The organism is Roseovarius litorisediminis (assembly GCF_900172295.1).
Classification (GTDB): domain Bacteria; phylum Pseudomonadota; class Alphaproteobacteria; order Rhodobacterales; family Rhodobacteraceae; genus Roseovarius; species Roseovarius litorisediminis.
Genome location: NZ_FWFL01000007.1, coordinates 1 through 20,519 on the forward strand (window position 1 = coordinate 1; position 20,519 = coordinate 20,519).

Here is a 20,519-nt window from a genome sequence, read left to right on the forward strand (position 1 = left end):
CACGCCCGTCAACATGCACAACACAGGCCCCGCATTGCGACGTGTCACACCCAACATGCGTCCCCGTCAATCCACAACCCTCACGTAAAAAATCAACCAATAACGTACGCCCTTCAGATTCGGCCGAAACCGCCTTGCCATTCACTGTCATGCTGACCTGTGACATGGACTCCTCCCTTTTTGATTTTTGTTCTGGGTAGGAGTTAATCATGCGCCCGGCAGCTTGAGAACCCAAATTCTTGAATTTTACCCGCACAGCCGCAATCGGATATCCGCCTTTCATTCATCCTTTTGATTGATTGAACTCTCTCTGCATGTTGTTCACCAATAAGGTTGAACGAAAATCACATGACCCGCTGACCGATATATTCAAAGCTGCCAGCGATCCGACACGCCGCTTTATCCTGACGCTTCTGGCGCAGCATGGCCCGCTGCGGGACATCGACAGCTGGTTTGAGGAGCTTCTTTCAATCTGGGTGCTTCGCCTTGACGCGCTGGATGATCTGCTTAACACGGAGACTTCCAAATGACCCTCACACACCAAGACCTAACACTGACTGTCGAACGGACGATCAACGCACCGCCAGAACAGGTGTTCGACGCCAGGCTGGACCCAGCCCTGCTGCGGCACTTTATGCAGCCCGGCCCCGGCATGACGACACCCAGGGCCGAAACCGGCCCGCGTGTTGGAGGGCGGTTTGATTTGGTTATGGCCAATGGCAGCGATGAGATGCGCCAAGGCGGGGTTTATCAGGTGATCGACCGCCCTCACCGTCTGGCATTTTCCTGGGAAAGCCCGTTTTCCGTTGAGGGCAGCACCGTCACGCTTGAGTTCAAACCGAAGGGCGCGGGCAGCCATATTGCTCTTACCCATGTACGGTTTCCAAGCTAGGAAAGTTGCGACAATCACCTTGGTGGCTGGACGGAAATACTGGTCAGGCAGGGGGACGAACTGACCTAGACAAGCGGTGGCTTGGTTTTCTGCTACCCTTGTTTTCCCCGGCGCGGCATCGGTCGTGTCGGGATCTCCTTGAGCAATCCGCCCACTCCCATCCCGGCAATATCAGCGCTTGTCACCACAATGCCGCAGGCCACCCGCGCCAACACCCAGTCAGCGCCATTCAGTGCCGGGGACCGCGCACAGCCCGGCAAGCCGATCACCGGCTTGTCGCCCAAGGTGCCGATAAACAGCAGGTTGCCCGGATCAACAGGCATTCCGAACCTTTCAACCTGCCCCCCTGCCAGCCGCAGCGCCTGAGGCGCCGTATCATAGGCATCCGATGTGGCAGAGCCGGTGAGGATCAGAATGATCTCGCCCCGGGCCCGGGCGATGGTCTCGGACAGTACCGGCGACTCATGCGCACACAGCGTGGTCTCGGCCAGAGCCATATCCAGCGCCCGGATCCGGGCCGCGATGGCCGCAGCGCCCTTATCCCCTGGCCCGCCGGGAATTTCAGTGATGATCAGACTGGCACTACGATGCGTTGGCACCGACAATCTGATGGCAGCGCGGGCCAGATCCGCGGCGCGGGTCACGTCTGCCTCGGGCACGCCATAGGCAATGATCTTGACCGTGGCGACCATCCCTCCCTTCGCCATCTGCTGAAAATCCGGCACGGTGGCCACCGTGATCATCGGATGCACCGCATTGGCCGCGTTCAGACGATTGGAATCCAGCTGCACCACCCCGGCGCGGTCTGCAATCAGATTGACACGACCGGTAAAAGGCGTTGTCAGGTGAAGATGCGGGGCCCCGTTCAGGATTGCCCCGGCCAGATGCCAGGCGGCCTCATCCTCGTGCAGGTCGTCCAGTTCAAGCCGCGCAGCAATGACATTTGCGATTCCGGCAGCCTGCAAGTCAGCGATATGGCCGGCGTCCAGCACTACCCCCTTGCGCAACCGTCCGCCCGGCAACTGAAGTGAATGCGCCAGAATGGCGCCTTCGGCCTGTGCGATCGCGACCGGGCCAAACTTCATGCGCCTTTCCTCAGGACCATGAGCATTTGCGCCAATATGCTGACAGCAATTTCAGCCGGGCTTGCCGCGCCAAGGTCAAGACCGACAGGGCCGTGTATACGGCCGATCTCGGCCTCGCTGAACCCGCTTTCCCGCAAACGTTCGACCCGCTTGGCATGAGTCCGGGTCGATCCCAGCGCGCCAATATAGAAGGCATGGCTTTTCAACGCCTGCTCCAGCGCCGGATCATCCAGTTTCGGATCATGGGTCAGCAAAACTAAGGCGGTGCGACTGTCCAGACCATAGGCCTGCACACCCTCGTCCGGCCAGTCATGCAGAATGGTTTCGCCCGGAAACCGGTCGGCCGAGCCAAAACTTTCGCGCGGGTCGATCAACAACGGATCAAAACCAGCAATCCGCGCCATCGGCACCAGCGCCTGTGCGATATGCACCGCGCCAACGATGATCAGCCGCAGCGGCGGGTTATGGATCGCCACAAAGGTTTCGCCATCCTCTTCAAAACCTGAACGGTCCATTCGAAACCGGTCATCAAAACCGTCGCGGACCAGCCGTCGTTCCACGTCCTTGCCGGTGATGTAAGCGACCGGCACTCGTGCATCACGCGCCAGCACCAGATTCCGCAGAACCTGTAGGGGCATAACCGGGCCAATCGGTTCCACCAGCACCCGGATGGTGCCGCCACAAGCCAATCCCACAGCAAAAGCATCGCCGTCACTGACGCCGTATTCCAGCATCACCGGTTTGCCGGTCGATATGGCATCCAGCGCCTCGGCCACCACCGCGCCCTCGACACAGCCGCCCGAAACCGAGCCTTCGATCTCGCCTGCGCCGGAAATCGCCAACTGACTGCCCACCCGGCGCGGCGCGCTGCCCCATGTCTGCACCACCGTGGCCAGCGCGGCGCCCTTGCCCTCGTCATGCCAGCGCAAAGCTGTTTCGGGAATATTGTCAAATCGGTCCATAAGGCCCTCCTAACCCCGCCCTGTAGCGCAAGTCCGCACTGCCGGCGCATTCTGCTTTGGTCGGGGCCAGAACATAGGTATTAACGAATGAAACCCAGTGCAATGGCAGCCTGTCATGCAGGCACCCCAACAGGCCTAGGCCGGATCAGCCGCCGACAGGACAATCTTTGCAATGAACCCACCGCTTTTAGCCCCGGTATTGTCACTGTCACAAAAGACCCCAAGCGTCTCCAGAACAGGTGTGCCGGTACCGCCGATATCCTGGTAAAGTCGGCGCAGATCAACCGCCTGGTCATGCCACTGGCCGATATTTTCAGGCAGCCCATTAGCCACGTAGTGATAAAATGACCCGATGATCTTGAAGTCGCCGGGGGCGTATTTTTTGTTGCTCCAGATAATCTCGGCACCACGCGTGTCGCCGTCTTGATTGGCAAAGCGCAGGTATAGGCGTAGCGGGTGATCATCGCCCTCTTCCGTCGATTCATCCACATCGCTTGCAATTGGCTGGACCACTTTCCATCGCCAGGACAACATAGGCAGGTCCGCCACGGCAATCCTTGTATCACGCGCCAGGATCGACGCGCTGTTATTGGTGGTGCAACGCAGAGCACGCGCGCCGTCTGCTTCAGTCATTCGGTACTGTGTCGGCGTGACACGAAAGAATGTCCTGTGCAGCCAGCCCCTTGGCAAAACCTCCGTCTCAAGGCCCTCCAGCAGATGCACGGGCCCTTCGCTTGTCCGCAAGGGCGCGCCTGTGTCATAAGGCGCGGGCCGCGTCATCCAGAAGAGCGCCGCGCCAAACAGCACAAGACCTGCAACCAAGCCTAAACGTTTCATTTCCACCTCTTCTCGACATGGGTTCTGCCATCCTGACCTTGCAGGCGATGCTGAAGGGGCCTTATCGAATAGGCAAGGCCGGACCCGTGTTAACCGCCCCGCATCACTGGCTTGTGATAGACATGGGACGGCTAAATACTATGGACGCCACCAATAAAAACGGCCGCCCAATCGGGACGGCCGTTTCCAAAGGTTTTCGCAGGAATTATTGCGCGGCCACCGGCGCACCCTGTCCTGCCAACCGTTCAGGCAAAACAAAGGCTACAATGACAAACAGAACGCCCATGGCAAGCCCGACCACATCGCCGGGCAGGTTGATCAGCGCCGGATAATCCGCACCTGGCACCGCGCCAAGGGTCATTGTGCTGCCGGACAACAGGCCGGTTGCTTTCCAGAACGGATAGCTGAGCATATAGGCCGCCGCCCCCAGCAGGCCGCCAATGATGAAAAACCATGCATCATAGCGTCCCGAGGCCGCTGCACAAACACCGGTACCAGGACAATAGCCCGACGCGGCCCAGCCCGCTCCTAACAGCAAACCGCCAATGGCAACGCCCACATAAACGGCTTTCACGCTCATATGACCGACATCGACAAGACCCGCCATTTGACCGGCAAACATGAGGATAGAGCCGACACCAATGGCCAGCAAAATGGTTTTCATCAGGTGCAGGCTGGTCAGGTTCAGCATCCTGATGATCCAGTTGGGGTTGGTCGCCCCGATCCGGTCCAGCACAGCGCCAAAAGCGGCACCAATCAGAATTGCAAGTAAGATCGTCGTCATCGCTCAGCCCTCCTGCGGATAAAGTTTCATGGCGACGGGTATGGCGGCAGCAAAAGCAGCAGCCGCAAAGATATAGCCCGAGATCGCCGTCTGCATCGTCCCACTCATCATATGGCCCGACGTGCAGCCGCCGGCCAGCCGTGCGCCGTAAAGCACCACAAAGCCTCCCATGAACGCCATTGCATAGCGCTTTACCGGTGTGTCGCCATAGTTGGCGCACCAGATCGCAGGCAGGCGCCGCTCATCGGCACCCACGCCACCGCGCAGCAGGGCCGAGGTAAAGGCCCCCGCCATCATCGCCAGTACAAATATAAAACTGTAGTTGAGAGGGTTGGCGGCGCTCTTGGCGTATTTACCACCCGATTTCGCCAGATAGGCATTATTCGAGGTCACACCCTGGTCCGTTTGCGTAATCAGCCCCGGGCTGACCGTATCGCCGATAATGGCATCCAGAATAACAAACTGTGTCGACACGCCGATCGGCTTGACCAGCAATACCGCCGCGAAAAAAACAAGGCCCAGCAACACCCCACCGATTTTCCAATTAAGTACCATGGCTGCATCCTTTCGGTTTCACATTCAACTTTAAGAATATAACGAAGCCCGGCATGCCGCATTGATTTAAATCAAATTCACCTTTCCCCTCGGTAAACGATTTTTCGCGAAAAATCGAAGTCGCGCCTGTGTCAGCGGTGCAACGATGCCATCAAACGGGCCTTTTCACCGCTGTCACCTGGCGCGGAAATCGCTTTTGCCAGATCTTCCAGCGTGGCGATCGAATGGCCCGCGCGAAACGCATCCACATAGGGCAGCATTGCCTTGATGCCCTGCGCCTTGGCAGCAAACCCTTCCCAGCGCAATAGCGGGTTCAGCCAGATCAGACGGCGCGCGCTCAGATGCAACCGCTCCATCTCGTGGCTCAACTTTTCCGGGTCATCGCGGTCCAGCCCGTCAGTGATCAACAGCACCACCGCGCCCTGCCCCATCACCCGGCGCGACCAGTCGCGGTTGAATTCGTGCAGACAGGCCCCGATGCGGGTACCGCCCTCCCAGTCCTGCGCCTGCTTACCTGCGGCGGCCAGTGCTGCATCAACATCGCGCGTGGCCAGATGGCGGGTGATGTTGGTCAGCCTTGTACCAAAGGTAAAGGCATGCACCTTTGCCCAACCGGCACCTTTTTCATTCGCCACTGCATGCAAGAAATGCAGAACCATCCGGCTGTATTGACTCATCGAGCCGGAAATATCGCACAGCACCACCAGATTGGGCCAGCGGTCCCGTGGCTTTTTCAGATGGATACGGCGAATCTCGCCCCCCCGGCGCATCGCTGCCCGCAGGGTCTTGCGCGCATCCACGCGGTGGCCTGTATGGCTGGGCTGCCCGCGCCGCGAGGCGAGCGGTTTCACTGGCAGTTTCAGCTGGGCCAACATGCGTTTGGCCTGCGCGATCTCTGCCGTGCTCATCTGCTCGAAATCCAGGCTACGCAGGCGTTCCTCGCCCGACATGGTGGCGCTGGCGTCAATCTCGATCCTGGTTTCACCCTCGGATTCGTCCATCTCGGGGATATCGCGTTGAACCCCATCCAGCAAAGCCTCGGCCGCGCGTTTCTCGGCTGGCTGCGCACCGCGCTCTTCCTGCACGCCGCGAATGGCTGGCAGCATCATCGCCATCATATGTTCCACATAGCGCGGATCGCGCCAGTAAAGCCGGAACACCTGCGCAAAGACCTGCAGATGCTCCGGCCGGTTCACGAAGCAGGCGCGCAGCGTATAGAAAAAATCTGCTTTCGACGTAAATCCCGCTGCCTCGACCGCGCGGATGGCGTCGATCACCCGCCCCGGGCCAATCGGCAGCCCGGCGGCCCTGAGCGCCCGTGCAAAATGAGTGATATTATGGGTCAGCTTGGGGTTTTCAGGCAGATCAAGCGCGGGGAATTCAACCATCTGCGTTACCTCTGGCCGCAAAGGTGGGGGGCTGTCTGCACCGCTCCCCACCGAGGGTATTTTCAGCACGAAGAAACATCAAACAGGATCCAGCGTGGCGCGCACCTCATCGAGGATGCGTTTGGCCTCGGACCCCTGCAATTTCTGGATATCGTCCTGATATTTCAGGATCGCGCCCACGGTGTCGGCGATGACCTCGGGGCTCAGGCTGATCACATCCAGCGCCAGCAGGCATTTCGCCCAGTCGATGGTTTCGGCAACGCCCGGTTTCTTGAACAGGTCTTCGGTGCGCAGCGCCTGCACAAAGGCTACCACCTCGCGGCTGAGCGCCTCTGACGCCTCGGGTGCCCTGGCCTGCAGGATCTCGATTTCACGCTCGAATGTCGGATATTCCACCCAGTGATACAGGCATCGGCGTTTGAGAGCATCATGCACCTCGCGCGTGCGGTTCGAGGTCAGGATCACAATCGGGGGCTCGGTCGCTTGGATCGTGCCGAGTTCGGGAATGGTGACCTGAAAATCTGACAAAGCCTCCAGCAGGAACGCCTCGAACGGTTCGTCTGTGCGGTCGATCTCGTCGATCAGCAGCACCGGAGCGCCGCCGGGCTGCGGCCGCATCGCCTGCAAGAGTGGACGCTCAATCAGGAATTCCTCGGTGAACAACTCGTCTTTCAGCATATCGCGGTCCACCCCGCCCGAAGCTTCGGCCGTACGAATGGCGATCATCTGTTCGGCGAAATTCCATTCATATACTGCCGAGGATGCATCCAGCCCCTCATAGCATTGCAGCCGAATCAGCCGCCGCCCAAGGGCCGCGGCCAATGCCTTGGCAATTTCGGTTTTCCCGGTGCCCGCTTCCCCCTCCAGAAACAGCGGACGGCCCAAATGCAACGCCAGGTAGGTAACCGTGCTTAGTGCCCGACTGGAAACATAGTGTTCACCTGCCAACAAGCACTGGACTTTTTCGATAGATGCGGGTTTTCTCATAATAACCTCCGTACCCGGGCAGCACTGCATGGGGGCCTTGCTGTCGTCAAGGGTACCAACGTCGCAGCTGGGTCCCCCGGAAAGCGCAAATATCTCTTGGAAATTTCCAGCTTATGCCAGAATTGCGGCATACACCTAAAAACCAGTTCCCTGTGTTCAGGCGGTCGTATCAGTATTCAGGATTTATATTATGCAAGACAATTCAAACCGCTTTGACGCAGATTTATCCGATTTGGACTGGAGCCGCTGGCTTGAGGCACTTTCCGATATAATCGACGAAGACGGCTATGTCGAAACTCTTGGCGACAAGCATGTCGCGGCCTTTCTAGAAGAAAAACAAACCCTTCTGGTGACTTTTGACACCCACAAACGCGTCAGGGCCCAATCGGAAATCGCCCATCCGCTTGGCTGGACTATGGTTCGTGCGCTTGGCTGGTCGCATCTGGCACTTGTCAGCAATGGTGACACCTGGTTTCGCAACGAACGGGTTTACGCCTATTTCGACCGGCTGGTCGATGACGGTTTCTTCGACGAATTTGACCAGGTAATCTTTTACGGCGCCGGCCCTTGTGGCTATGCAGCGGCGGCTTTTTCGGTTGTGGCCCCCGGTGCCAAGGTTCTGGTGTTGCAACCCCAGGCCACGCTTGACCCGCGGCTGACAGAATGGGACGACCGGTTCCTGCGCATGCGCAGAACCGCCTTTGATGACCGATACGGCTATGCCCCGGACATGTTGGAGGCGGCCGCTCAGGCCTTCGTTCTCTACGATCCCGAGGTCGAACTTGATGCCATGCATGCCGCGCTTTTCTATCGCCCTCATATCGAGCGAATTCGAACGCGCTTTCTGGGCCCACGCCTGGATGAGGCCTTGATCCGCATGCAACTTCTGCCGCGCCTGCTGGCACAACTGAGCGCCGACAAGCTGACACCGCTCAGTCTGGCCCGTCTGCTGCGCGAGCGTCACAAAGACCCCGAGTATCAAACCAACCTCTTGCGACGTCTGACAATCGATGACCGATCACTGCTGACCAGTATTCTCTGTCGTAAGGTGTTGCAGCAACGCGACGAGCCAAAGTTTCTGACGGCCCTGACGCGGGCGGAGAAAGGCCTGTCTCACCGCCCGCGGGGCGATGCGGGGCCTTTGCACCATTAAATTCGCGCACGGCACATCTGGCACTGCCTTTCGCGATTGTGTAAAGCCAAGCCATGAGCCAAAAACTGACCCTCCGCCGACCCGACGACTGGCACCTGCACCTGCGTGACGGCGCTATGTTGCAAGCCGTCCTGCCCGAAACCTCGCGCCATTTCGCCCGCGCCATCATCATGCCCAATCTGGTGCCGCCGGTGGTAACCGGAGCACAGGCGGCAGCCTACCGCGATCGTATTCTGGCTGCCTTGACCAAGGGCCACGACTTCACCCCGTTGATGACACTCTACCTGACCGAAAATACCGATCCGTCGGACGTGGCCGCCGCCCATGCCAGCGGATTGATCAGCGCGGTCAAACTCTACCCTGCGGGTGCGACCACAAACTCGGCCAGCGGTGTGGCAGATTTTGACAAGGTGCGCGGTGTGCTGGAAAAAATGGCTGAAATCGGCCTGCCGCTTTGCCTGCACGGCGAAGTGACCGACAATGAAATCGACATCTTTGACCGCGAAGCAGTTTTCATTGACCGCGTCCTTGACCCGATCCGGCGCACCACACCCGGCCTGCGCACGGTGATGGAACATATCACCACCTCCAATGGGGTGGACTATGCCAAATCGCAGGACAATCTTGCTGCCACCATCACCACGCACCACCTGATCATCAACCGCAACCATATTCTGGTGGGTGGAATCAAACCGCATTACTACTGCCTGCCCGTCGCAAAACGCGAAGAGCATCGTCTGGCCCTGCGCGCGGCAGCGACCAGCGGCGACAAGCGGTTTTTCCTCGGCACCGACAGCGCCCCGCACACCGATGCGAATAAGGAGAGCGCTTGCGGCTGCGCCGGCTGCTTTACCGCCACCAACACCATGTCGATCCTCGCCCATGTGTTTGAGGAGATGGGCGCGCTTGACCGGCTTGAAGGCTTTACCTCGCTCAACGGTCCAGCCTTTTATGGCCTCCCGGTGAACGCCGACACGATCACCCTGACCAAAGGCGATCCTGTTACCTACCCCGATAAAATCGACACCGCTGACGGCCCCGTCACAGTGTTCGATCCTGGTATGGATCTTCACTGGCATGTTCACAGTAATCCATAGGGTTCACGGCCATTCACACCCAAAAGGCCGCATTGATCATGTCTATTCGCGGAAAAAATGACCGCAGTGTATTGCTAAACGGTAGTTTATTCGTGCCGCCGCATTTTGAAGAATGGGTTCAGGTCAGACATCCCCTCACTTCAGCTGACTGTCCTTTGACCCTCGCCGGTTAATCCCGCCGCGCGCCTGCTGCTGGCTTTGCACATCGGCCGCGCAATCAATGCACAGCTTCACGCCCGGCAGCGCCACACGCCGCGCTTCGGGGATTGGTTCTTCACAGTCGGCACAATGGGTCAGGCTTTCGCCCACAGGCCGCTTGCGCGCCTGCATCCGCGCCAGTTCATCACTGATTGACGCCTCGATCTGCTCGCTTACCGCGCCGTCGCGGGCCCATCCTCCGGCCATGGCGTCCTCCTATCCTGTAGAAACAAACCTGCACTTACCCGGGCATAGAATAGCTATGCGTTACGGCTGCGCTTTCAATACCATGAATTTTCCAAACCCGGTTCCCCGGCGCCCGGCCTGATCAATCATCCCGTTCAGCACGGTAATCGCAGCCGGTGATGTCACCGGAACAAAGTGATTAAACCCTTCTCCATCAGCCAGTTCAGTGAAGTCCACCACCGTCACATCCAGACCCTTCATCTGTTCGGGCGCGTCGATAACCCCCAGCCGGGGTTTTTGACCGGTCAGGAATCCGGCAAGACTTAATGCGCGGTCCTGTCGCGAAATGAAGATAAAAAACGGTTGTGGCAGCTTGCCAATGGCTTCGGCCTGACGTCGGAAAAGATCGGGATCGATATCGGGCGACATCAGGACCACCCCGCTGATCCTGTTCAGCAACCGCCGATCCCCGCGCTGAGCCGCCTGCCGCAAAACCTCCATTACCAGATGCGACCCCAAGGAGTGGGCAATCAAAAACACCTTTTCCCCTGAACCGGTGGTCAGCACCTTTAGTGTCTCTTCAAGATCATCACGCGAAAACAAAATACTGTCGCGGTCATAGATGTAACCGCGCGGATCCCCGGCAGAAGGCCAGGAAAACAGAACCGATGGCATTCCTGTCTCAAAATCCGTTTGAATCTGAGCCAGCCGATACATCGATTCTGACAACGTGTTGTTATACCCATGGACAAACACCAGCGTTTCCCGGCCCGGTGTCTCGGCATGTACCTGACGCACAAAGGCGCTGCTGTTGCCGAAGACCTGCGTGTCTATGACTACAAAATCGGTTGCCGCATCAGGCGGACCTTTGGGCCATTCAATAAGGCCGCTTTCATGGGTCGAAGGTACAGAAATATCAGCGCGGAAATAGTTCACATCGCGCGGTCGCTGCTCGCCGAAAACCGGGCCGGTTCGGTTAAGTTCGCGTTGGGTTGCGACGTAGATTGGTTCAATGCGCGCTGAAGGATGCGCCGCAGCCCTTTGCGCTGTGTTGCGAGGGGCACAAGAGGCCGCAACCATAGTCACGATAAACACCAACGAGACAATGCGCGGGGCTGTCGACCACCGCGCAATCTGAGATCGATCCTGAGCGCGCTTAACACCGTGACCAGACATTAAAAAACCTCTCCCGGTAAAGGGAGAGGTTACTTTGTTTCGGGCACGCCGCCAAGCCTTTACGCAGGGACCAGCATGCCCTTTTCCTGGGCCAGGGTGCGCATACGTTTCTGCAGCTTTTCAAACGCGCGTACTTCAATCTGACGGATACGTTCGCGGCTGACGTCATAGGCGCTGCTAAGCTCTTCAAGCGTCACAGTCTGATCGCTCAGGCGGCGTTGCGTAAGGATGTCACGTTCGCGGTCATTCAGCACATCCATCGCTGCTGCAAGCAATTCACGGCGCGCTTCCAACTCGTCACGTGCTTCGTAATCGCCGGCCTGATCGGCATCCTCGTCTTCCAGCCAGTCCTGCCATTGCATGGTGCCTTCGCCGTCGGATCCGACCGTGGCGTTCAGCGAAGCATCCCCGCCAGACATCCGGCGGTTCATGCTGATCACTTCATCTTCGGTCACCCCCAGATCTGTCGCAATCTGTTTGACGTTTTCAGGGCGCAAATCACCTTCTTCAAGAGCGCCGATTTTGGCCTTGGCCTTGCGAAGGTTGAAAAACAGCTTTTTCTGCGCCGACGTGGTGCCCAGCTTGACCATCGACCAGCTACGCAGAACGTATTCCTGAATACTGGCCCGAATCCACCACATCGCATAGGTCGCCAGGCGGAAACCACGCTCTGGGTCGAATTTTTTAACGGCCTGCATCAGGCCAACATTTGCCTCGGAAATCACCTCGGCTTGCGGCAAGCCATATCCGCGATAGCCCATCGCAATTTTCGCCGCCAGACGAAGGTGGCTTGTTACCATTTTATGCGCAGCTTCAGTGTCCTGCTCTTCTGCCCAACGCTTGGCCAGCATGTATTCTTCTTCGGGCTCCAGAAGTGGAAACTTCCGGATTTCCTGCATATAGCGGTTCAGACCGCCTTCCGGCGTCGGGGCCGGCAGATTTTTGTAGTTACTCAACCTTTGTCCCTCCCAATGTTTAGGGTGTTAACATTCATTTAGGAACATTCCAAACCCGTTTCAAGGCAAATGAACTGATTAGTTTAACGGTAAATGGGCGCGTTTCCGTCGGTTTGCCAGATTTGTGTCAAATGATACACGCGAGCGTGCGAAAAATTTCAATCGCGCAATGCTGCGATCAGCGCAGCCATATCCGGCGGTATAGGCGCCTCGAACCGCATGTTTGCCCCGGAAACAGGGTGTTCAAAGCCCAAAACCAATGCATGAAGCGCCTGACGTTTAAACTCACGTGCAGCGGTATGGCCCCCGCTTGAAAGCGCCTGAACCGACAACTTGCGTTTTCCACCATAAACCGCGTCACCAACCAGTCCGTGCCCTGCATGCGCCATATGAACACGAATCTGATGGGTACGGCCGGTCTCTAACCAGCAATCTACAAGGGCGACCACTGCAGGGCTGCCAAAACTTTCGACAATCCGTGCCCGGGTGACGGCATGGCGACCGCCATCAAACACTACAGCCTGTTTCTGACGGTCCGTCTTGTGCCTGGCCAGTTGAGTGGTGATACGCATGATATTGCCGGGTTCAAAACTGACGCCCCTGATACCGCGCAGGCGCGGGTCGCTGGCATCCGGCACGCCGTAGACCACCGCGCGGTAGTTACGTTCGACGCTATGTGCTTCGAACTGCGCAGCCAGGCCGTGATGCGCACGGTCCGATTTGGCAACAACCAGCAACCCACTGGTATCCTTGTCAATTCTATGAACTATCCCGGGCCGCTTCATTCCTCCGACCCCCGATAGAGAGTCGCCGCAATGATGCAAAAGCGCGTTGACCAGTGTGCCCGTGGGTGTCCCGGGGGCGGGATGCACAACCATGCCAGCCGGCTTGTTGATCACAATCAGATCAGCATCCTCATGGATAACGTCCAGCGGGATGTTTTCGGGGCCAATATGGCTGTCTTCAACCTCGGGAACGGTAATATCCACAACATCGCCTTCGGCTACTTTTGCCTTTGGGTCACTCACCACCCTGCCATTCAGCGCCACCTGCCCCTCTGCGATCAGCCGCGCAAGGCGCGTGCGTGACAGGCTTGCCGCCTCTGGCACATCACGGGAAAGCGCCTTATCAAGACGGCCAGGAGGATCGCTGTGGATCCGGAATGATAAAGGGGCTGTGCCCATGGATGAGAATCCTCAGCCGGTTGATCCGGCAATGGTGAAATATCTGCGCCTGCTGGTAACAGTCCTGACAGCCACGATGATTCTGGGCTTCATAGTGATCGTCGTGCTGTTTGTCATCCGCTTCTCGGATGCCTTTGGCCCCAAACTCCCAGACACGATTACGTTGCCCGAGGGTGCCAAGGCCAGTGCCTTTACCCAAGGTGGAAACTGGTATGCCGTGGTCACCACCGATGATCGCATCCTGATTTATGACCGCGATACCAATGAATTACGCAAGGAAATTACAATTAGTCCCCGCTGACCGCCCGGTACCCGCCTTTGTCCGCACCATTCTTACAATCTTTGTATGCGCGCAAAGGGTTTGCCAGCTGGTTTCCTGAGAATTGTAAAAACCGGAATTCGTGATACCCTTACCTAACGTCATCTTTGGGGTTTGACGTGAATTTGAGGGAAGGAAATTAAAATGCATGGCAAGACACCGGGGCTAACGGCCCTTCTTTTGACGAGCGTATATACAGTACCAGTATTTGCGGCCGAATGGGAAATCAGCCTTGGCGGCTATTACAATGCAATGGTCGGCTATGCCGAAAGCGATTCTGGCGGCATCGGAGAAGTGCGAGACGAAGAAATCTATATCAACCCCCGCATCACACTGGACAATGGCCTGACATTCAATACCCGGGTCGATTTTGAAGACGATGCCGACACTGGTAATAATGATGAACCTGTACTGCAGGTAAGTGGTTCGTTTGGCACGATCGTGATTGGTGAGGATACCGGATCAATCGCAAATAGCGTAGTCACCGACGGGTTGGCATCTGGTGCGTGCAACACGAAACCCGGCGATACCTCGTTATATTTCACTCCAAGTTTTACGGGCGCTAACCTTGGCGCCGGTTACGAGACGGATCTGAGCAACCGTCATCGTGGGGCAATGGCAACTGAAAACATTGGAGTCGTGTTAAACCCCGCCTTAACTTTTGACTACGAACTTTCCGGCGCCGACTATAGCTTGGGCACCGGTTATTGCCTGGATACAGGTCGTATTTTGCCAACTACCCTTGGTCTGGGATTGAATGGCTCGTTCCTTGAAGGCTCGGATAGCGTCAATAATCTTCAGTTTCTCAACGGGTTGGGTGTGACCAGCATGGGCGGGATGCCGGGGGTTTTCATCAATTCGCCGACTGATATCCAAAATGGTTCGTTCAATGTTGATCGCGATTCCTTTGGACTGTCGTTTGATTTTTTACATCCCATACGGATCAATGCAGATGGCGTGCGCGAAGAACTTGTTGCCACGCCATCAGGAAGTTTCTGGCGACCGATCAATTCTGGCCCAAGTCTGGGCGTACTTAGCGTTGTTGGCGGTCTTCGCTATAAAATGTTCGACCAAAGAGAGAACGTTTCTATTTCAGCTGACACCCCCGCATTTGGCGTTAATTCCGCTTGGAACGCAGACTACAGCACCAAGTTCGACAGTGACAGCTATGGTGCCTACGCGGGTCTTTCGACCAGCAAGTCCTTTCGCGGGCGCAATAACCTTACCAACACGTTTCGGGTCACCGGTACGGTTGGATACGATTTTTACAATATCGACGTGACCGACTCTGTGAACGCCACCGGTTTGGGTGGCGCGCTGAATTTCACCAACAGTCAAAGACACAGCTTTGATGACAGCTTGTTGAACGCAACGCTCAAGGCATCCTACACCCTGGCGGACGAAAACAAGGCTTTAACGCTATCGGCTGGGTTGGAATACGGCACAACACCTGAGATCAAATATCACCGGCCGGATTCCAATTTGGCGGGTCCGCTTGATCCGACACTGGACCTCGATCAGAATACAAGCATGGTATTTCAATTCGGATACAGAGCGTCATTCTGAACGAAATCGCGGCCTCACCGTGCCCTGAAACATAGGGGCCGAAAATCTCTGTTGGATGGTGGTACCACCGCCCCGGCTCGAACGGGGGACCTCTTGATCCACAATCAAGCGCTCTAACCAACTGAGCTACGGCGGCACTGTTGGGCGATTTATCGTTACCTTCTCCGAAATGCAAGCCTGTTGCGTGGTAAAAACTGCTGAAAGATCAATTTTTGGATAGATAGCCAGAGCTTGCCAAGGTGACCTAAAAACAGTACCTGAACGCCTGATAAAAGGAGATTCCGATGGGTATTGATACCGAAAGCGACGTTGAGGCCAACCTTCAAATCGGCCCCACCGATCAGGGTATGGTGCGCATTTATATCGAATCTCAAGGCATTGAAATTCCAATGGATTTCACCCCTGAAGAGGCCGAGGAAATTGCCTCGGAAATCATGGCGGCGGCGAAAGCGGCACAGGGACGGAAGTCATAAACGCGGATCGCGAAACCCGTGCAGGCGTCTGGCGGCATGACGGGCAAATTTTCGGATCAACACAGTGCGGCGCGCCGGGGCAAGTTTGACCTCAGGGGCCATGCGGATGATCTCGGCATTATAGGCGTCGGCAATAATCAGACCGGTGCTGTCGGGCAAAAGATCGGTCGGAAAATCTTCATCCACGGCCCAGAAATAACGATCGCACCAATCCAGGTATCCTTGCCATTTTGCATCTGACGTAAAATCGACGCGCGAGGATTTGCACTCGATCACCCAGATCTCGCCCTTGGGGCCAAGCGCCATGACATCCACGCGCTTGCCCTTCTCAGGTACAAATTCTTCAATTGAAACAAAATCATAGCCCAACAAGTGACGGCAAACACCCCGCGCAAGAAGCTGGCCAGGCATCAGATTTTGATCACTTTGAACATCCATGTGGAAATTATGAACAAAAGATGAACACATGCAACCCCTTGCCGTGGGCCCCGCTAAGGACTAACTGTTGTCAGTGGCGGGTTCTGCGCTTCTTGTGGATGGTTGCATTCCGGTGGCCTTAAGCAATTCCGAGGGAGCTGGCTCTGTCCGGATCCTGGTCCGGTTACCCGGTGCCCACCTGTATATACAGGTCCTCGGGAATGAGATAACCACACGGTTCGTGCGGTCCCGCCACACCACCCTGTTTCGTACGATCCGTACGTTTTGTACGTAAAAATCGTACGCAATTCGGGTGCGATTCAGAAATGGGCGTACAAAACGTACGCATCAGCCCGGTTTTCCAGAAATCAAGACTTAGCGCTTCTGCCAGAAACCTTGCGCGCGGCCTTTGTCGACGCGTACCGGGATCGTGGCAAATTCACGCCGCATCGCGACATGCTGACGCTTGCCGCCACCGGGACCGTCATCATCGTCGTCATCCTTCATCTTCATGACGGCGATAGCAAATTGCACGCCGGCAAAGACGATACCATTGGCCACCCAGAGGATAACCAGTGCCAGCCAGCCCTTGTCGGAGGTGGAGATCAGATGCCAAAGATTGCCGATGTTGAAATACAGCAGCATGCCCACAAAAACACCCGCGATGCCAAATCCGATGAGGACATTGGTGATGTAGAGGCGGATAAGCTTGGGCATTGGACGACTCCCCCAGTCTGGTGCTTTATTATATCGTGGTCAGCCGGGATATCTCAAGGGGAGGAACCGAGGTTTAGCGCAAACTCTCGGGCTTGGCCGAGGTTTGCCGAATGTTCATTTGAAATGTAAAGCTGGAGAAACGTCCAATATGCGGACCGAGCAGACCTCTGGACGCTACGAGTTTACGGTGACCACAAGCTTGCCGACAAAGTCCTTCCTGCCGAACGTCTCTTGGGCTCGGGCAAGTTCCGCGAGCGGAAATGCGCCCGCTAACAACGGTCTGATCGCGCCTGACAGGACATAGTCACGGACCGCCGCGAAGTCGCGGCGAGTGCCCTGTGTTGCACCGTGGATTTCGATGTTCTTGAGATAAATGCGACGCATATCGAGTTCAACGATCGGACCACCCATTGCGCCGCACGTCGCATACCGCCCCCCGGGTCGCAACACCTCGATCAGATCGGGCATCATTGGACCTGCCACCGTGTCCACGATCACATCAATAACTGCGCCACCTGTGGCAGCTTGGACGGCAGACACCAAGTCTTTGCAGCCCCGCTCCACGACCTCTTCAGCCCCTATTGAGCGCACAAGATCTTCTTTACCGGTGCCCACCACGCCATATGGGATCGCACCTCGTGCACGGCACAATTGAATGACACCTGAACCCACACCGCCCGATGCCCCGGTGACCAATACCCGTTCGCCTTCGCATACGCGCGCTCTGCGCAGCATGTGTTCTCCAGTCACGTAGGCACAACAAAATGTCGCCATTTCTGCATCGCTCAACTCAGTTTCAATCTGGTGAGCATTCACCGCAGGAACCGCTACATATTCCGCAAACCCGCCTGGTCGGTACGAACCGATATAGTCGTGGCTCGCGATATCGACTCCCTCACCAGAGTAGATTCCGAAATCGACCATGACCCGTTCCCCAAGTCGCGATGGATCGATCGCATCACCGCACGCGGCAATCGTGCCAACAATGTCAGCCCCCTGAATTAGGGGAAACTGCAAGGGGCTGTCACCGAATGAAGTGACTTCTTCGGGATCGTCCGAGCTTCCGTAGGCGCCCTCGCGAACCCAGATGTCAGTGTTGTTGATACCGCAGGCCCCAACTTTGATCAGCACTTCCTCCGGCGTAATTGTAGGGACTGGATGATGGTCATCCAAAACCAGCTTGTCGGGGCCGCCATGTCCGGTGAGCAGCATGGCCCTCATGGTCTCCGGTATCATCCTAATTTTCCTTTGCGTCGGCCTTAACTGCGAGACCAAACTTAGGCCGAATTGGGGTAGGTGGCAAGCTAGCGCCCTTTGGCTTCATCGGAAGAATGTCTGCAACGGGCTCAGAGTGGTCATCCAATCCTTTTTGCGCTACTCAGAACGCCTCGGGCTTGGCCTCGCGAGCCATGTGATCCAGTACGGCGTTGACGAATTTGGATTCCTTGCCCTCGGGGTAGAAGCTTTTGGCGATATCGACGAATTCCATGATCACCACCTTGGGGGGGGTGTTGGAATGGGTCAGTTCGGCCCCGGCGGCGCGGAAAAGGGCGCGGATCGTCGGATCAATCCGGTTTATCGGCCATTTCGCCACCAGTGCCCGGTCGGTCATCTGGTCAATCTGCACCTGATGGTTGACCGCATCCTCCAGCAGTCGGGTAAACAGGTCGACATCGCCCTCGGCCATGTCGGTTTCGTCGTCCACCTGAGCGCCAAAGCGGAAATCAAGAAACTCCAGCCGCACGGAATCAAGCGTCTGGCCGGAATGTTCCATCTGAAACAGCGCCTGCACCGCGTAAAGCCGGGCAGCGGATTTCATCTGTCGCTTTTGGTTGCCCGAAAGGGGTTTGTCGTCGTTCATGCCTTTGGGTTATCCTTAAGCTCGCCTGCCAGCTTGTATTCCTGCGCTTCGGGGATAAAGCCCACCCCCTTGCGCGAAGCGCCCCACTTACGGGTGAGTGCGATAAGATGCAAGGCCGCAGCAGCAGCCCCTGCCCCTTTGTTCATCGCCGCCGGATCGGCGCGCACCTCGGCCTGCGCGCGGTTTTCGACCGTCAGGATACCGTTGCCGATGCACAGCCCCTGAAGACCCAGCATGGTGATGCCGCGTGAACTGTCGTTGCAGACGGTTTCATAGTGCGTGGTTTCGCCCCGGATGACGCAGCCAAGGGCGACGTAGCCATCAAAGTTTGACAGGCGCTCGGCGATGCCGATGGCGGTGGGAACCTCCAGCGCGCCGGGCACCTCGACCAGATCCCATGTGCCGCCTGACGCCTCGATCTCGGCCTTGGCACCGGCAATCAGGTTATCGGCAATGTCGCGGTAGAACGGGGCCACAACGATCAGCAGCTTGACCGGTTTGTCAAAGCTGGCGCGCGGCAGGGAGTATTCTTTTTCAGCCATTTGGGATCAACCTTTGTTCAGAGGGCGGGTGCCGGTGATCGAGATACCATAGGCATCCAGCCCCAGATAACGCGTATCGGGGCTGTCGGTCAGAAGGATCAGGTCCTGCAGGCCCATGGTCTGCATGATCTGCGCGCCCAGACCGGTCTGTTTGATCGTGCGTGGGGTGTCGTCATCCTCCATCTCGCCGGACAGTTTCGGACGCGGCTGGCGGAACAGGAAGACAGCACCGCGCCCCTCGGACGCGATGATCTCCATCGCGCGGGGCAGCTTGCCGGTGGGGCCTTTGGCGGTTTTTGACAAACCGATACCCAGCACATCCTCCAGAGCATTAAGCGCATGGGTGCGCGCCAGAACCGGCTGGCCGTCGCTGATGTCGCCCTTGGTCAGAACCACATGTTCGGTGCCGCTGATCTGATCTGCGAAAATCCGCATCTCCCAGGCGCCCCCATGGCTGGAGTGCACGGTCTCGCGGCGCATCTCGCGCACCAGGTTGTCGTGCTTGTGGCGATAGGCAATCAGGTCGCTGATCGTGCCGATTTTCAACCCGTGCTGCTGCCCGAATTCGATCAGGTCGGGCAGACGCGCCATGGTGCCGTCGTCTTTCATGATCTCGCAGATCACACCCGAGGGATGCAGACCCGCAAGCCGGGAAATATCCACCGCGGCCTCGGTATGGCCCGCGCGGATCAGAACGCCGCCGGTGCGTGCGCGCAGCGGAAAGACATGGCCTGGCGTGGCGATGTCGGCAGGCCCGACCTTGTCATTGATCGCTGTGGCGACGGTCAGCGCGCGGTCGGCGGCGGAAATGCCAGTGCTGACGCCTTCTCGGGCCTCTATCGAGACAGTGAAAGCGGTCTCGTGCCGCGACGAGTTATTGACAGCCATCATCGGCAGGCCCAGATGCTCGATCCGTTCCGACGTCATCGGCAGGCAGATCAGGCCGCGGCCATAGGTGGCCATGAAATTAATGGCTGCCGCATCAGCGAATTCGGCCGGGATCACCAGATCGCCCTCATTCTCGCGATCCTCGTGATCAACAAGGATATACATCCGGCCAGCGCGCGCCTCGGCGATGATTTCCTCGGTCGAGGCGATGGCGCTTTTCAGGTTGGCCTCAACTGGACCTGGTTTTTCGAACGGTACGGTATCGGACATGGGATTGCCCCCTTAGCGTAATGCAG

Annotated in this window: 25 protein-coding genes and 1 tRNA gene; 7 read left to right on the forward strand and 19 right to left on the reverse strand. The window is 57.3% G+C overall.

Going from position 1 to position 20,519, the window contains the following annotated elements:
• Positions 1 to 211: (2Fe-2S)-binding protein (locus tag PEL8287_RS13485; RefSeq protein ID WP_235862310.1), on the reverse strand; the 211-nt coding region annotated here is incomplete at its 3' end.
• A gap of 103 nt (positions 212 to 314) precedes the next feature.
• On the opposite strand from PEL8287_RS13485, the gene PEL8287_RS13490 reads away from it, so the two are divergent.
• Together PEL8287_RS13490 and PEL8287_RS13495 are read left to right on the forward strand one after the other, a co-directional pair.
• Positions 315 to 530: an ArsR/SmtB family transcription factor gene (locus tag PEL8287_RS13490; RefSeq protein ID WP_085892960.1), complete on the forward strand. Its 216-nt coding sequence runs from the start codon at positions 315 to 317 to the stop codon at positions 528 to 530.
• The gene (locus PEL8287_RS13495) at positions 527 to 892 is read left to right on the forward strand and encodes an SRPBCC family protein (RefSeq protein ID WP_085892961.1); all 366 of its coding nucleotides are present in this window, start codon (positions 527 to 529) and stop codon (positions 890 to 892) included. Before PEL8287_RS13490 ends, PEL8287_RS13495 begins: the two co-directional genes overlap by 4 nt.
• A gap of 92 nt (positions 893 to 984) precedes the next feature.
• On the opposite strand, the gene PEL8287_RS13500 is transcribed toward PEL8287_RS13495, so the two are convergent.
• The 7 genes from PEL8287_RS13500 to PEL8287_RS13530 form a co-directional block, all read right to left on the reverse strand.
• Positions 985 to 1,977 carry a molybdopterin-binding protein gene (locus tag PEL8287_RS13500; RefSeq protein WP_085892962.1) on the reverse strand — a complete coding sequence of 331 codons (993 nt, stop codon included), beginning with the start codon at positions 1,975 to 1,977 and terminating at the stop codon, positions 985 to 987.
• Positions 1,974 to 2,939 carry an XdhC family protein gene (locus PEL8287_RS13505; RefSeq protein ID WP_085892963.1) on the reverse strand — a complete coding sequence of 322 codons (966 nt, stop codon included), beginning with the start codon at positions 2,937 to 2,939 and terminating at the stop codon, positions 1,974 to 1,976. Before PEL8287_RS13505 ends, PEL8287_RS13500 begins: the two co-directional genes overlap by 4 nt.
• Positions 2,940 to 3,074: 135 nt before the next feature.
• On the reverse strand, positions 3,075 to 3,776 hold the full coding sequence (locus PEL8287_RS13510) for a DUF3047 domain-containing protein (protein ID WP_085892964.1): 702 nt from the start codon (positions 3,774 to 3,776) through the stop codon (positions 3,075 to 3,077).
• Positions 3,777 to 3,981: 205 nt separating this feature from the next.
• The gene (locus PEL8287_RS13515; protein ID WP_085892965.1) at positions 3,982 to 4,560 is read right to left on the reverse strand and encodes a YeeE/YedE thiosulfate transporter family protein; all 579 of its coding nucleotides are present in this window, start codon (positions 4,558 to 4,560) and stop codon (positions 3,982 to 3,984) included.
• Positions 4,561 to 4,563: 3 nt separating this feature from the next.
• Positions 4,564 to 5,115: a YeeE/YedE thiosulfate transporter family protein gene (locus PEL8287_RS13520; protein ID WP_085892966.1), complete on the reverse strand. Its 552-nt coding sequence runs from the start codon at positions 5,113 to 5,115 to the stop codon at positions 4,564 to 4,566.
• 131 nt (positions 5,116 to 5,246) lie between these two features.
• On the reverse strand, positions 5,247 to 6,503 hold the full coding sequence (locus tag PEL8287_RS13525; RefSeq protein WP_085892967.1) for a vWA domain-containing protein: 1,257 nt from the start codon (positions 6,501 to 6,503) through the stop codon (positions 5,247 to 5,249).
• Between the two features lie 78 nt (positions 6,504 to 6,581).
• Positions 6,582 to 7,490 carry an AAA family ATPase gene (locus PEL8287_RS13530; RefSeq protein ID WP_085892968.1) on the reverse strand — a complete coding sequence of 303 codons (909 nt, stop codon included), beginning with the start codon at positions 7,488 to 7,490 and terminating at the stop codon, positions 6,582 to 6,584.
• A 190-nt stretch (positions 7,491 to 7,680) separates the two neighbouring features.
• On the opposite strand from PEL8287_RS13530, the gene PEL8287_RS13535 reads away from it, so the two are divergent.
• Positions 7,681 to 8,643, forward strand: a complete 963-nt coding sequence (locus PEL8287_RS13535) for a phosphoadenosine phosphosulfate reductase (protein WP_139837803.1) — start codon at positions 7,681 to 7,683, stop codon at positions 8,641 to 8,643.
• Between the two features lie 53 nt (positions 8,644 to 8,696).
• Complete coding sequence (pyrC, locus tag PEL8287_RS13540; RefSeq protein ID WP_085892970.1) at positions 8,697 to 9,740, forward strand: dihydroorotase; 1,044 nt, start codon at positions 8,697 to 8,699, stop codon at positions 9,738 to 9,740.
• 135 nt (positions 9,741 to 9,875) lie between these two features.
• Here pyrC and PEL8287_RS13545 read toward each other — a convergent pair whose 3' ends face one another.
• The 4 genes from PEL8287_RS13545 to PEL8287_RS13560 form a co-directional block, all read right to left on the reverse strand.
• Positions 9,876 to 10,145, reverse strand: coding sequence for a DksA/TraR family C4-type zinc finger protein (locus tag PEL8287_RS13545; protein WP_085892971.1), 270 nt, complete (start codon positions 10,143 to 10,145; stop codon positions 9,876 to 9,878).
• Positions 10,146 to 10,205: 60 nt separating this feature from the next.
• Complete coding sequence (locus tag PEL8287_RS13550; protein WP_085892972.1) at positions 10,206 to 11,300, reverse strand: alpha/beta hydrolase; 1,095 nt, start codon at positions 11,298 to 11,300, stop codon at positions 10,206 to 10,208.
• Positions 11,301 to 11,359: 59 nt separating this feature from the next.
• The gene (gene rpoH, locus PEL8287_RS13555; RefSeq protein ID WP_085892973.1) at positions 11,360 to 12,256 is read right to left on the reverse strand and encodes an RNA polymerase sigma factor RpoH; all 897 of its coding nucleotides are present in this window, start codon (positions 12,254 to 12,256) and stop codon (positions 11,360 to 11,362) included.
• Between the two features lie 158 nt (positions 12,257 to 12,414).
• On the reverse strand, positions 12,415 to 13,440 hold the full coding sequence (locus PEL8287_RS13560; protein ID WP_085892974.1) for an RluA family pseudouridine synthase: 1,026 nt from the start codon (positions 13,438 to 13,440) through the stop codon (positions 12,415 to 12,417).
• Between PEL8287_RS13560 and PEL8287_RS13565 the strand changes: the two genes are divergently transcribed.
• Together PEL8287_RS13565 and PEL8287_RS13570 are read left to right on the forward strand one after the other, a co-directional pair.
• The gene (locus PEL8287_RS13565) at positions 13,439 to 13,741 is read left to right on the forward strand and encodes a DUF6476 family protein (protein ID WP_085892975.1); all 303 of its coding nucleotides are present in this window, start codon (positions 13,439 to 13,441) and stop codon (positions 13,739 to 13,741) included. The two genes, PEL8287_RS13560 and PEL8287_RS13565, sit on opposite strands and share 2 nt — an antisense overlap.
• Before the next feature lie 162 nt (positions 13,742 to 13,903).
• A complete protein-coding gene (locus PEL8287_RS13570) occupies positions 13,904 to 15,325 on the forward strand; it encodes a porin family protein (protein ID WP_085892976.1) in 1,422 nt (473 codons plus the stop codon).
• Between the two features lie 59 nt (positions 15,326 to 15,384).
• Here the strand turns inward: PEL8287_RS13570 and PEL8287_RS13575 are convergent.
• Positions 15,385 to 15,461 (reverse strand) — tRNA-His (locus tag PEL8287_RS13575).
• A gap of 148 nt (positions 15,462 to 15,609) precedes the next feature.
• Between PEL8287_RS13575 and PEL8287_RS13580 the strand changes: the two genes are divergently transcribed.
• A complete protein-coding gene (locus PEL8287_RS13580; protein ID WP_085892977.1) occupies positions 15,610 to 15,798 on the forward strand; it encodes a DUF6324 family protein in 189 nt (62 codons plus the stop codon).
• Here the strand turns inward: PEL8287_RS13580 and PEL8287_RS13585 are convergent.
• From PEL8287_RS13585 to ribB, 6 genes are all read right to left on the reverse strand, one after another.
• Entirely contained in the window at positions 15,793 to 16,209 is a 417-nt protein-coding gene (locus PEL8287_RS13585) for an MmcB family DNA repair protein (protein ID WP_370737925.1), read from the reverse strand. The genes PEL8287_RS13580 and PEL8287_RS13585 overlap by 6 nt on opposite strands.
• 381 nt (positions 16,210 to 16,590) lie before the next feature.
• Complete coding sequence (locus PEL8287_RS13590; protein WP_085892978.1) at positions 16,591 to 16,932, reverse strand: hypothetical protein; 342 nt, start codon at positions 16,930 to 16,932, stop codon at positions 16,591 to 16,593.
• Positions 16,933 to 17,106: 174 nt separating this feature from the next.
• The gene (locus PEL8287_RS13595; protein ID WP_085892979.1) at positions 17,107 to 18,168 is read right to left on the reverse strand and encodes a zinc-binding dehydrogenase; all 1,062 of its coding nucleotides are present in this window, start codon (positions 18,166 to 18,168) and stop codon (positions 17,107 to 17,109) included.
• Positions 18,169 to 18,310: 142 nt separating this feature from the next.
• Positions 18,311 to 18,793, reverse strand: a complete 483-nt coding sequence (gene nusB, locus PEL8287_RS13600) for a transcription antitermination factor NusB (RefSeq protein ID WP_085892980.1) — start codon at positions 18,791 to 18,793, stop codon at positions 18,311 to 18,313.
• Positions 18,790 to 19,335 (reverse strand): 6,7-dimethyl-8-ribityllumazine synthase, encoded by a 546-nt coding sequence (locus tag PEL8287_RS13605; RefSeq protein WP_085892981.1) that lies wholly within the window; start codon positions 19,333 to 19,335, stop codon positions 18,790 to 18,792. The genes nusB and PEL8287_RS13605 overlap by 4 nt, the downstream gene beginning before the upstream one ends.
• A 6-nt stretch (positions 19,336 to 19,341) precedes the next feature.
• The gene (gene ribB, locus PEL8287_RS13610) at positions 19,342 to 20,493 is read right to left on the reverse strand and encodes a 3,4-dihydroxy-2-butanone-4-phosphate synthase (RefSeq protein WP_085892982.1); all 1,152 of its coding nucleotides are present in this window, start codon (positions 20,491 to 20,493) and stop codon (positions 19,342 to 19,344) included.
• Positions 20,494 to 20,519: the final 26 nt, after the last annotated feature.

What these genes read in the sequence shown, in the direction of transcription:
- PEL8287_RS13535 (WP_139837803.1), top strand. Translation starts at nt 7,681, where the DNA reads ATGCAAGACAATTCAAACCGCTTTGACGCAGATTTATCCGATTTGGAC.
- PEL8287_RS13570 (WP_085892976.1), top strand. Translation starts at nt 13,904, where the DNA reads ATGCATGGCAAGACACCGGGGCTAACGGCCCTTCTTTTGACGAGCGTA.
- PEL8287_RS13560 (WP_085892974.1), bottom strand. Translation starts at nt 13,440, where the DNA reads ATGGGCACAGCCCCTTTATCATTCCGGATCCACAGCGATCCTCCTGGC.
- PEL8287_RS13550 (WP_085892972.1), bottom strand. Translation starts at nt 11,300, where the DNA reads ATGTCTGGTCACGGTGTTAAGCGCGCTCAGGATCGATCTCAGATTGCG.
- pyrC (WP_085892970.1), top strand. Translation starts at nt 8,697, where the DNA reads ATGAGCCAAAAACTGACCCTCCGCCGACCCGACGACTGGCACCTGCAC.
- PEL8287_RS13595 (WP_085892979.1), bottom strand. Translation starts at nt 18,168, where the DNA reads ATGATACCGGAGACCATGAGGGCCATGCTGCTCACCGGACATGGCGGC.
- PEL8287_RS13510 (WP_085892964.1), bottom strand. Translation starts at nt 3,776, where the DNA reads ATGAAACGTTTAGGCTTGGTTGCAGGTCTTGTGCTGTTTGGCGCGGCG.
- PEL8287_RS13515 (WP_085892965.1), bottom strand. Translation starts at nt 4,560, where the DNA reads ATGACGACGATCTTACTTGCAATTCTGATTGGTGCCGCTTTTGGCGCT.
- PEL8287_RS13520 (WP_085892966.1), bottom strand. Translation starts at nt 5,115, where the DNA reads ATGGTACTTAATTGGAAAATCGGTGGGGTGTTGCTGGGCCTTGTTTTT.
- nusB (WP_085892980.1), bottom strand. Translation starts at nt 18,793, where the DNA reads ATGAACGACGACAAACCCCTTTCGGGCAACCAAAAGCGACAGATGAAA.
- PEL8287_RS13500 (WP_085892962.1), bottom strand. Translation starts at nt 1,977, where the DNA reads ATGAAGTTTGGCCCGGTCGCGATCGCACAGGCCGAAGGCGCCATTCTG.
- PEL8287_RS13590 (WP_085892978.1), bottom strand. Translation starts at nt 16,932, where the DNA reads ATGCCCAAGCTTATCCGCCTCTACATCACCAATGTCCTCATCGGATTT.
- PEL8287_RS13495 (WP_085892961.1), top strand. Translation starts at nt 527, where the DNA reads ATGACCCTCACACACCAAGACCTAACACTGACTGTCGAACGGACGATC.
- PEL8287_RS13530 (WP_085892968.1), bottom strand. Translation starts at nt 7,490, where the DNA reads ATGAGAAAACCCGCATCTATCGAAAAAGTCCAGTGCTTGTTGGCAGGT.
- PEL8287_RS13585 (WP_370737925.1), bottom strand. Translation starts at nt 16,209, where the DNA reads ATGCCTGGCCAGCTTCTTGCGCGGGGTGTTTGCCGTCACTTGTTGGGC.
- PEL8287_RS13525 (WP_085892967.1), bottom strand. Translation starts at nt 6,503, where the DNA reads ATGGTTGAATTCCCCGCGCTTGATCTGCCTGAAAACCCCAAGCTGACC.
- PEL8287_RS13490 (WP_085892960.1), top strand. Translation starts at nt 315, where the DNA reads ATGTTGTTCACCAATAAGGTTGAACGAAAATCACATGACCCGCTGACC.
- PEL8287_RS13545 (WP_085892971.1), bottom strand. Translation starts at nt 10,145, where the DNA reads ATGGCCGGAGGATGGGCCCGCGACGGCGCGGTAAGCGAGCAGATCGAG.
- PEL8287_RS13565 (WP_085892975.1), top strand. Translation starts at nt 13,439, where the DNA reads ATGGATGAGAATCCTCAGCCGGTTGATCCGGCAATGGTGAAATATCTG.
- PEL8287_RS13505 (WP_085892963.1), bottom strand. Translation starts at nt 2,939, where the DNA reads ATGGACCGATTTGACAATATTCCCGAAACAGCTTTGCGCTGGCATGAC.
- PEL8287_RS13605 (WP_085892981.1), bottom strand. Translation starts at nt 19,335, where the DNA reads ATGGCTGAAAAAGAATACTCCCTGCCGCGCGCCAGCTTTGACAAACCG.
- PEL8287_RS13580 (WP_085892977.1), top strand. Translation starts at nt 15,610, where the DNA reads ATGGGTATTGATACCGAAAGCGACGTTGAGGCCAACCTTCAAATCGGC.
- ribB (WP_085892982.1), bottom strand. Translation starts at nt 20,493, where the DNA reads ATGTCCGATACCGTACCGTTCGAAAAACCAGGTCCAGTTGAGGCCAAC.